At 73.4% G+C, this 9,893-nt stretch carries 5 protein-coding genes and 2 pseudogenes; 2 read left to right on the top strand and 5 right to left on the bottom strand.

The annotated features are described in order from the left end of the window. The 4 genes and pseudogenes from OFY01_RS12030 to OFY01_RS12015 all read right to left on the bottom strand — a co-directional run. A pseudogene (locus OFY01_RS12030) lies at positions 1 to 808 on the bottom strand (ATP-binding protein); the annotation flags it as partial. Further along, on the bottom strand, positions 805 to 1,509 hold the full coding sequence (locus tag OFY01_RS12025) for a DUF4255 domain-containing protein (protein ID WP_266599085.1): 705 nt from the start codon (positions 1,507 to 1,509) through the stop codon (positions 805 to 807). The pseudogene OFY01_RS12030 and the gene OFY01_RS12025, both read right to left, overlap by 4 nt. Further along, entirely contained in the window at positions 1,506 to 4,703 is a 3,198-nt protein-coding gene (locus OFY01_RS12020) for a hypothetical protein (protein ID WP_266599083.1), read from the bottom strand. Before OFY01_RS12020 ends, OFY01_RS12025 begins: the two co-directional genes overlap by 4 nt. A 187-nt stretch (positions 4,704 to 4,890) precedes the next feature. Further along, positions 4,891 to 5,556 (bottom strand): helix-turn-helix transcriptional regulator, encoded by a 666-nt coding sequence (locus OFY01_RS12015; protein WP_266599081.1) that lies wholly within the window; start codon positions 5,554 to 5,556, stop codon positions 4,891 to 4,893. 266 nt (positions 5,557 to 5,822) lie between these two features. Between OFY01_RS12015 and OFY01_RS12010 the strand changes: the two genes are divergently transcribed. After that, positions 5,823 to 7,211: a COG1470 family protein gene (locus tag OFY01_RS12010; protein WP_266599080.1), complete on the top strand. Its 1,389-nt coding sequence runs from the start codon at positions 5,823 to 5,825 to the stop codon at positions 7,209 to 7,211. 147 nt (positions 7,212 to 7,358) lie between these two features. On the opposite strand, the gene OFY01_RS12005 is transcribed toward OFY01_RS12010, so the two are convergent. After that, complete coding sequence (locus tag OFY01_RS12005; protein WP_407700325.1) at positions 7,359 to 8,948, bottom strand: FMN-binding glutamate synthase family protein; 1,590 nt, start codon at positions 8,946 to 8,948, stop codon at positions 7,359 to 7,361. A 248-nt stretch (positions 8,949 to 9,196) separates the two neighbouring features. Between OFY01_RS12005 and OFY01_RS12000 the strand changes: the two are divergent. After that, positions 9,197 to 9,893: pseudogene (locus OFY01_RS12000) on the top strand (hypothetical protein); the annotation flags it as partial.

Here is a 9,893-nt window from a genome sequence, read left to right as displayed (position 1 = left end):
CCGCGGCGACGGCCAGGCCCTCGGCGTCGCCGCCGCGGCCGCGCAGCAGTACGAGACCGCTGCCGGTCCGGGTCGCGGCCGCCGCCCGCCGCACCTCCGCCGCGTCGGCGGTCGGGTCGTCGGGAGCCTCTCGGAGCACCCCGGCGAGCCGGGCGTCGGTCCGCGTACTTCCCAGGAGGTGCCCGGTGACCCGGTCGGGCACCACCAACACCCGTGAGAGCGGAGGCCGTTCGGGATCGACGACCTCCACGAGGCCGCCCTCGACCAGCGGTGCTCCGGGGGTCAGCCGGAACCGCGCCGACGCCGCTCCCGCGAGCCCGCACAGTTCCAGGGCGAGGCCGACCGTGGGCCGCCGCCGTGTCAGGTCGTCGTTGAGGTAGCCGTAGAGCCGTTCGAAGCGTGCGTCCAGGTCGGGCGCCACCGCGACCAGGAGGAGGTCCAGGTCGAGCGGTGACAGGCCGAACCGTGCGGCGAGCTCCCCGAGGACCGAGTCCGGTGGAGGGCGCCACGGCTCGCGCTCGGGTACGGGCGCGTCGAGGCCGCCCGGTTCGTGCAGGATGCGGTCGACCGCCTCGGGGGTGAGGTACTGGCCCCGGTACGGGTCCTCGGGGTCGGGGTCGGCGGCGCGCCGCACGGCCACGGCGTGCCGCACCCGCTCCTCGACGGCGCGGAGCCGCGCCCACAGGTGGTCGACGTCGGTGGCGGCGCCAGTGGCAGCGCCGGTGACGCCGGCAGAGGCGGTGGCTGCGGCGGTGGCGGTGGCGGTGGCGCCGACCGTGGTGGCGGGTGGCTCGGCTGTGTGTGTCACGGCTGGCGGTCCCCTCTGCGGCGGCGCCGGGCGGGGGCGGGCGGGCGTTCGCGGGGGCCCGCGTAGCCGCCGTCGGGGCCCGGGTCGCTGGTCTGCGTGTAGCGCAACCGGCGCCCCGCCTCCGTGTCGTCGCCGCGCGCGGTGGCACGTACGACGAGACCTTCGGTGACCGGAGGGGCGGCGGCCTTCGTGACACCGGCGAGCGGCGCCCGCACCCGCAGCGAGAGCGATGCCTTCAGGTCGCCACCCATGGCCGACCACACGTCGGATGCAGCCGGCGCGTCGGAGCCGGTCGCGGCGGTGTCGAGGCCCACGGTCAGGCCGAGTTCGGCGAGGGTGCCGGTGAGCAGCCGCGCGGGCAGCGTCTCGGTGGCCACCAGCGTGGCGAGCACCTGCGACAGCAGCCGGTGCTCGTCCTGGGGGCGGCTCGCCCACGCCGTGACGAGGTACGTCAGCTCGAACCAGCGCGGCGGGGTGCGCCGCGCCACGAGATGGCCGTCCTCGTCGTACACCTCTCCGGAGCCGCTGCCCCGCCGGACGGCGTCCTCCCGGATGTCGTACAGGAAGACGCAGACCGTCGGGGCGCTGCGGCGCGCGGCCCAGTCGCGGGTGGGGGCGTCGAAGACGACGTCGACGCCCGACGCCTGAAGCCCGGACTCGCCCAGCAGGCGGCGCAGCCCGTCGTCGACCTCGTGGATCACCGGCGGGTCACCTCGTCCGGCGGCTGCACGCTGCCGTCGACCACCAGGAAGTCGGTGGTCACCGGGGAGAATCCGGGGCCCTTGGCCGTGATGACGCGCGGCCCGGTCTGGTCCTTGGCGAGGATCAGCAACTGGCCGATGAACGTGCCGTCCGGCCGTGGAACGGTCGGCGCCGCGGCCGCGGTGATCCCCGGCTTCCAGGTGAACCGCACCGGCACGCCCGGCGGGAAGTCCTTGCCGCGCACCGAGGTGACGAAGCCCGGCCTGCCGACCGCGGGCACCGCGACGATGCGCGGCTGGAGGACGCGCAGCCGCTCGCGGGCCGTGTTGTCGCTCTTGTCGGCGTCCGTTCCGGTGGTGGTGAGCTCGCCGGTGACGTGGGCGGTGAGCGCCTTGTCGGGGCTGAGGACGACCCGTACGACCGTGCTCGCGCCCGGTTCCAGGTCCGGCAGCGCGCACACCCAGGACGTGTCGCAGCCCGGCGGCGGCCCGCTGTTCGGGATGCCCTTGGGCAGGTGGACGTGGAGCCGAAGCCCGGTCGCCAGCGCGTTGCGCCCGTTGCGCACGGTGTACGTCACCACGACCCGCCCGCCGACGTAGCCGGGGTTCGGCTGGGCCGTCAGGTTCAGCCCCGGCCCGGCGTCGGGCACCCTGGGAGCCGGGGGCGCGGTGGGCGGCGGGGAGGTCGCGGGCGGCGTCGACGGGGGTGCCGAGGGATGTGTCGAGGGGGTCGGCGACGGGGGCGGCGGGGCCGCGACGACCGGCACCAGGGTGCGGTCCGCGTTGTCGCCGGGCCGTGGATCGACGACGGTTCCGGCCACCGACCAGCCGATCGGCTCGTCGCCGGGGGTGAGCCCCGTGAGGGTGACGGTCACCGCAACGGTGGTGCCGGGCGGGACGACACCGACGTCGCACTGGAGGGCGGCCGCGTCGCAGGTGCCGTCGGGACGGGTCACCTCGGTGACCCGCACGCCGGTCGGCGGGGCGATGGTCAGTGTGGTGCCCGGGGATGCGGCGGGGCCGTTGTTCACCACGTCGACGCGGACCGTGGTGGTCTTGCCGACGGTGAGCGCCGGGACCGTACCGGGCGCGTGCACGGCGAGGTCCACGGACTGCTGGACTCCGGGTTCCTTCTGGCGGCCCGGGAGTTCGGTCGTCAGACGGGTGAGCTTGCCGGACGCGATGTCCAGGATCTTCAGCTTCTCGGGGGTGTTGACGGGGCGGTTCGGGCGGGCGCTGATCACCAGGCGCTTGCCGTCGGCCGTCCAGGCGGCGTCGCGCGGCTGGAACGGGCCGGTGGCCTCGGGCAGTCGCTGGTGGCAGGCGTCGGGGACGCCGCGGGCGGCGGCGGGCATCAGCACCTTGCAGGCGTCGCCCGACAAGGACGTCAGGAGGATGCCGTCGCGTTCGTCGACGGCGCCGCCGCCGCTCTTGCGGTTGAAGGCGACGCTGCGCCCGTCCGGGGAGAACGCGGGGCTGTCGTCGATGACTTGGCAGGCGCCGGGGCAGATCGTGGCGCTCAGGTCGCGCTGCCGGTCGAGGTGGTTCACGGGCACGGTCCAGATGTGCTTGTTGCCGCCGTCGCCGTCGATGACCTCGGTGCGGGTGAAGGCCAGGGTGGTGCCGTCGGCGGACCAGGCGGGTTGCGCGTCGACACCCTGCTGCCCGGCGGGCGGGGTGATCCGGCCGGTGATGGCGCCGGTGGCCGCGTCCGCGATGAGGATGCGGCTGGGGCCCCCGGCGTTCCCGACGCCGCCCGGTGAGGTCCGGGTGAAGGCGAGGTACTTGCCGTCAGGGGAGAACGTCGGGTCGGTGTCCCAGTCGGTCGGGCCGCGCCCGGCGAGGGGCACGGCGTGCGCGTGGGTGCCGTCGGCGTCCGCGAGCCAGATCCGTTCGATCCGCTGTTTGTCGGCGTTGTCCTCGAACCGGGTGAAGACGATCCGGCGTCCGTCGGGCGTGTAGCTCTGCCGTTCGGTCCACGGGTCGTACTTCGGTCCGGGCCGGAACAGCGGGTCCTTGGCGGGATCGGTGTTCGTGTCGGCGGCCGGGTCCTCGCGCAGGATGGTCTGCCCGAGGTCGCGCGGGTCGGACCCGTCCGCGCGGACGTCCTGCAAGGTCACCGTGTGCGGCCCGTCCGCCGTGGTGCGGCCCACCACCACGCCGCCGCCGTCGAGCGGCCCCAGCCAAGTGGGCGAGCGGACCTCCCGGTCCTCGTTGAGGACGAGCCCGGGCTCCTGCGCCGAGTGCGTCGACGACCTGAACACGTGGTCGTAGTCGCCCTCGCACGTGCAGGTGGTCTCGTGGCTGAGGAACACCAGCTGGTCCCCGTCGGGCAGCCACGCTGCCCCGTGGCCGCGCCACCGCGCGTACGAGCCGCCGAGCAGCGGCCCGTCGCTCGTGCCCGCCGCGTCGGTCACCCGCAGCCGGTGCACGCCGTGCCCGTTCTCGGTGGTGGTGGCCGTGTACGCGATCACGTTCCGGTGGGCGTCGTCGTTCACCGGGTTCCACACCGGTTCGGAGGCCGTGCCGTTGACGGGCGACGTGATCCGGGTGGGGATGACGCCGGAGCCGTGCAGGGGGCGTACGTAGATCTGCTCCCCGGTCAGCGGATCGCTGTCGCTGCTGTACGCCAGGCGCTGCCCGTCGGGCGAGACCGTCGGGTACTCCTCGTCGGCGGGGGTGTCGGTGAGCCGCGTCAGGCCGGTGCCGTCGGTGCGCACCAGCCACAGGTCGCGCTGCTTGTGGCCGCCGGTGCCGCCGGGTTCGGCCGAGTCGAAGACCACGGCCTTGCCGTCGGGGGTCAGGCGGGGGTGCTCCGCGTCGCGGCCGCTGGTCAGGCGGCGTACGGAACCGTCCGCGGAGCGCAGGTAGACCTGCGGGTCCTTGTCGTCTCGGCGGCTCGCGAAGACCAACTGGTCACCCAGGGCGGACGGCTGAACGTCGTAGTGCGTCGGGCTCGCGCCGAACAGCGGTGTGCTGGAGGTGGTGGAGGCGACCCGCCCGAGGCTGCGGTGCCGGGTGCCCGCGTACACGATCCGGGCGCCGGCGGTGTCAGCCGCCTTGGAGGTGGTGGCGCCGCCGCCACCCTGCCCGGAGGCCGCCGCCGTCACCCCGAGCAGCGGAACCAGCAGCAGCAACGCCGTTCCGAGTCTGCCCAGGCGGTGCCGCCTGCCGTGCCCGGCGGTTCCCGTCACGGTCGCCCTCACGGTTCCCCTCACAGTCTGGTGCGGATGCCCCCGCCACCCTGCACCCGCCGCGTGCGGGGCGGCAGGTCGCCGGGTCCGTACCCGGGGGAAGCACGCGGTGCGCTTTCGGGCAGCGCGGGCTTCCCTTCCTCCGTCGTGGGCCTCGGTGCCGTCGGCTTCGGTGCGGGTGCCGGCGTCAGATCAGTCCGTTGCGCAGCGCGTAGCCCACCGCGTGGGCGCGATTGCGCAGTTGGAGGCGTGTGGTGATCTCGTGCAGCACGTTCTTGACGGTCCGTTCCGAGTACGAGGTCTTGCGGGCGATCTCCGCGGTGTCGAGGCCCTCCGACACCAGGCGCAGCATGTCCGCCTCGCGCGTGGTCAGGGTGGACAGCGACAGGCCGCGCGGATCAAGCGCCGAACGCTGGAGCCCGCTCACATGGGTGAGCAGCTTGCCGAGCAGGTCGCCGGGGAGCATGCCCTCCCCCCTCGCTAACGCCGTTACCAGGCGCAGAAGTTGGTCCTGGTCCGCGTCGGAGCGCCGCAGCACCGCCGCGACGCCGCACTCTATGACGCGTTGCAGCGCGCCGGACCCGAGAGTGCCGACCACGAGACCGGTACGGGTGGCGGTGCTGAGGCGCAGCCGGTCGAGCAGGGCGGCCACGTCGTCGGCCACGGTGTCCACGACCACCAGCGACACCTGGGCCCGCTCGGTGTCGGCGTCGTCGAGCAGTTCGACCTCCGGGCGTTGGCGCAACTGGTGGACGACGCCGACGCGCAGGACCGGATCGGCGGCGTAGACGGCCACCGACACCCGGTCGCGGCCGCCGGGCAGGCTCTTGCTCTTCTCCTGTGTTCTGGACATGAGAGGTCACCCGTTTCATGAGTTCGTGAGGGTCTACGGGGTCTACGGGGTCTGTGAGTGCTGTGAGTTCCGTGGGTGTTGCCAGTTCCTTGGGATCCGGGGAAGGGGGCGCGAGCCCACCGAGGGCGGTGCGCGAGGAGCGGTGTCGGACACTAACGACCCAGTGCTACAAGTGAGTTGCCTGCGACTTTCGGGGCATTGCCACTGCCCGAAACTTGCCCTCGCGTTCCTCGTGGCGCCGCCGCTCGCGTTCCTACGCTGCTGACGTGACGCCTTCCGCAGCCTCTTCCGGTCCCGGTGCTCCCGGCCTCGACATCCCGGCCGTGACGGTGACGCCGGGTGACACCGCCACGACTCAGTTGACCGTGCGCAACGACAGCGACATCGTCGAGGCGTACAGCCTGGAGGTCGTCGGCGACTGCGCCGCCTGGGCCACCGTCGAACCGGAGCGGGTCTCGCTCTATCCGGGCACGTCCGAAACGGTGACGATCCGCCTGGAGCCACCGCGCTCCCCGGAGGTCCGGGCCGGTGAGATGCCGCTCGGTGTGCGGGTCCTGCCCGCCGAGCACCCCGAGTCGGCGCACGTGCCCGAAACCACGGTGCGCGTACGGGAGTTCCGCGAGCTGCGCACGGAACTGGCCCCGCGCCGCCGACGCGGCTGGCTGCGCGCCCGCTACCGGCTCGCGGTGCGGAACCAGGGCAACACCCCGGTACAGGTGGGCTTCACGCCCGGCCAGGCCGGCGAGGAGTTGGCGTTCGCCTTCAAGCCGCCGACGCCGAAGCTGGAGCCCGGCGAGTCGGCGGAGGTCGGGCTGCGCGTCCGCACGGGCAAGCCGGTGTGGTTCGGCGCGCCGGTGGTGTGGCCGTTCACCGTGGAGACGACACAGACCGCGCAGAGCACTGAGACCACTTCGGCCACCGACGCCGGTGACACGGCTGGGGCGGTAGAGGCGGCTGAGGCCGCCGGCGCCGAGTTGCCCGTACGGGCGCCGCTCGACGCCGAGTTCGTCCAGATCCCGGTGTTCCCCAAGTGGCTGCTCGCCGTGCTCGCGGCGCTGCTCGCGCTGTTGCTCGCCTGGTTCGCCCTGGTCCGTCCCGCGGTGCGCAGCGCCGCCAAGGACGCGGCCGACAAGGCGGTCCAGGCACGTCCCACCCCCGCCGGGCCGCAGACCCCGGGGGCGGACGGTGGCGGTTCGGCGAGTCCCGGCGCCCAGCGGCCCGGCGCGCCGGCCGGGTCGGGCAACGGCGGCGGTGGCGGTGGCGGTGGCGGCACCTCGACCGATGGCGGCGGCGGCCGGCAGAGCTCGCAGACCATCGACGTACGGACGACCGCCGGGCAGACGAAGACCGGCAGCTACACGGTGCCCAAGGGCAGCACCTTCGGGGTCACGGACATCGTCGTCGCCAACTTCCAGGGCGACGAGGGACAGTTGACGATCACCTTCGGCGACCGGAAGATCACCACGATCGCGCTGGAGACCTTCCGCAACCAGGACTATCACTGGGTGACCCCCATCACGATCCCCGAGGGGGACACCGCGTCCATCAAGGTGACCTGCGACAAGCCAGGCACTCCGGCCACCGGTCGGCAGGCCGCGGGGTGCCACGAGGTCCTGAACGTGAGCGGCGTACTCAGCGGCAGCGCCCGGCAATGACTTGAACTCTCCGTGTCCGTACGTTTCACATGTTCGAGCCATTGTCGATCATCTATAGATGCATATGTAAAGAACTGAAGCCACTACCGACCGGATTCGTCCTGAAACCGACAACCTGGGTCTGAAAACCGGCCCGCGCAGGCCACGTCAGAAACGGTCCGGGTCGGCGGACTCCCAGTCCTCGGCCCAGTCCGGTGGGACGTCGCCGTCCAGGAGCGCCCCGGGACTCAGGTGCTCGATGAGCTGGTCGCCGGAGCGGACCGTGACGGGATCGGTGCGTCTGCGCAGCATGTCCGGGCGGAGTTCGGCGGCGGTGGCGGCGCCGGTCGCCGACATGATCTTCAGGGCGCTGGCGACGGTGGCGGCCTGGAAACGCTGGACGCGCAGCGACTTGTCGGCGACGTCGAGGGCGCGGGCGCGGCGCGGGTCCTGCGTGGTGACGCCCACCGGGCACGTGTTGGTGTGGCAGCGCTGGGCCTGGATGCAGCCGACGGCGAACATCATGGCGCGGGCCGAGTTGGTGTAGTCGGCCCCCTGGATGAGGCGCTTGACGATGTCGGCGCCGGTGGCGACCTTGCCGCTCGCCCCGATCTTGACCCGGTCCCGGAGGCCGGTGCCGGTCAGGGCGTTGTGGACCGTGATGAGCCCTTCGGTGAGCGGTCGGCCCAAGTGGTCGGCGAACTCCAGCGGGCCCGCGCCGGTGCCGCCCTCCGAGCCGTCGACGATGACGAAGTCGGGGGTGACGCCCTGCGCGCGCATGGCCTTGCACACCGCGAGGAACTCGCGGCGCGACCCCACGCACAGCTTGAACCCCACGGGCTTGCCGCCGGCGAGCTCGCGCAGTCGCGCCAGGAACCGGACGAGACCGTGGGGCGTCGAGAAGGCGCGGTGGTAGGGAGGTGAGACGACCGTCCGTCCCTCGGGCACGCCTCGCGCGCGGGCGATCTCCGCGTTGACCTTGCCGCCGGGCAGCAGGCCGCCGCTGCCCGGCTTGGCGCCCTGCGAGAGCTTCAGGGAGACGCACTTGACCTGTTCGCGGGCGGCCTGCTCGGCGAAGAGCCCCGGGTCGAAGTCACCGTCCCTCGTCCGGCAGCCGAAGTACCCCGAGCCGATCTCCCAGACCAGGTCGCCGCCGTACCGCAGGTGGTACTCGGAGATGCCGCCCTCGCCCGTGTCGTGGGCGAAGCCGCCGAGCGCGGCGCCGCGGTTCAGTGCGAGCACGGCGTTGCCCGACAGCGAACCGAAGCTCATGGCCGAGACGTTGAGCAGCGCCATGTCGTACGGGCGGGTGCAGTCGGGGCCGCCGACGCGCACGGTGGGCGGGGTCTCGGGGGTGGGCCGGGGCGCGATGGAGTGGACCAGGAACTCGTGGCCCGGCGCGTAGACGTCGAGTTCGGTGCCGAACGCCTCCTCCGCGGCGGTGCCCTTCGCCCGTTCGTAGACGATGCTGCGCACGTCCCGGTCGAAGGGGCGCCCGTCGTAGTCCCGCTCGATGAAGTACTGCTGCGCCTCCGGGCGCAGGCGTTCGAGCAGGTACCGCAGATGGCCGAGGAGGGGATAGTTGCGCAGCACGGAGTGCCCGCGCTGCAGCAGGTCGTACGCGCCGAGGGCGGTCAGGGCCAGGGCGATCGCGGCGGGCGGCCACCACCACGGCGAGACCGCGAGGGACAGCGCCGTGAGCCCGAGGCCCAGGAACGCGGAGACGAAGAACACAGCAAATCTGGCCACACCGGACATTATGACGGCATCGGTGCGCGCGAGGCCGGACTCCGGCGCCCTGTCGCCGACGCCCCCGCACACAGCACACTTGACGCGTTACGGACAGAACCCGGTGCGACCGGAGCACCGCCGCGGTACGACCGACTACGACCGCACTACGACCGCGGTACGTCGGGAGCTGGACCGGAGCGGATCCGGAGCGGATCCGGAGCGGATCCGGGGCAGAACCGGAGCAGAACCGGAGCCCAACCTGAGGGGGACGCACCATGCGTGACAGCCACCGCGCCGACGCCGAACGGCTGTTGGCCCGCGCCGTCGAGGAGGAGGTGCGCCGCTCCGGCGGCCGCACGGACGGCGTGGCACTGCTGTCCCGGGCCCGCGGCTCGCTCGACGCGATGGCACTGGCCGCCGCCGACGAGTACGCCGCCTACACCCACGCCCTGGACGAGGCGACCGCGGGACAGAAGTCGTTCGGGCAGCGGTTCGCCGAGCACGGCGGGTCGACTCCGCTGCTGGTGACGGGAGTCGGGGCGGTCACCGCGTGCGTCGCCGACCTCGTGCTCGGTACGGGGACCGGCGTCGCGGTCGGCTCGGGCGCCACGGTCGCCGTGCTCGGCGCCGCGACCGCGGTGGCCAAGGTGACCGCCGCCCACCTGCCCGCCGCGAGCCGCAGCGCGGGCGCCCTGAGCCGTCCAGGCGGGCCCGAGCAGTTGCGGCTGCAGTGGCTGACCGCCCTCGACGTGCGCGGCATCCGGCCCTTCCTCGACCAGCAGCGGGTCATCGCCGCCAGCACGGGCCCCGCCGCGAAGAGCGCGGCGCCGCGCCTGCGCCGCACCGACAAGAGCGCGGCCGCCCGCCGCAGAAACGTTCTTGAGCAGTCCTTCGACCACCTCCCCGTGCCCGACGGGCCGTTCGCGGGCCGCCGCACGGCGCTCGCCCAGATCGCGCGGTGGGTGCACGCCG

This window comes from Streptomyces beihaiensis, assembly GCF_026274175.1.
GTDB classification, from domain to species: Bacteria; Actinomycetota; Actinomycetes; order Streptomycetales; family Streptomycetaceae; genus Streptomyces; species Streptomyces beihaiensis.
Note: the sequence above shows the minus strand (reverse complement) of the source record. Positions and strands in the feature narration are given on the sequence as shown.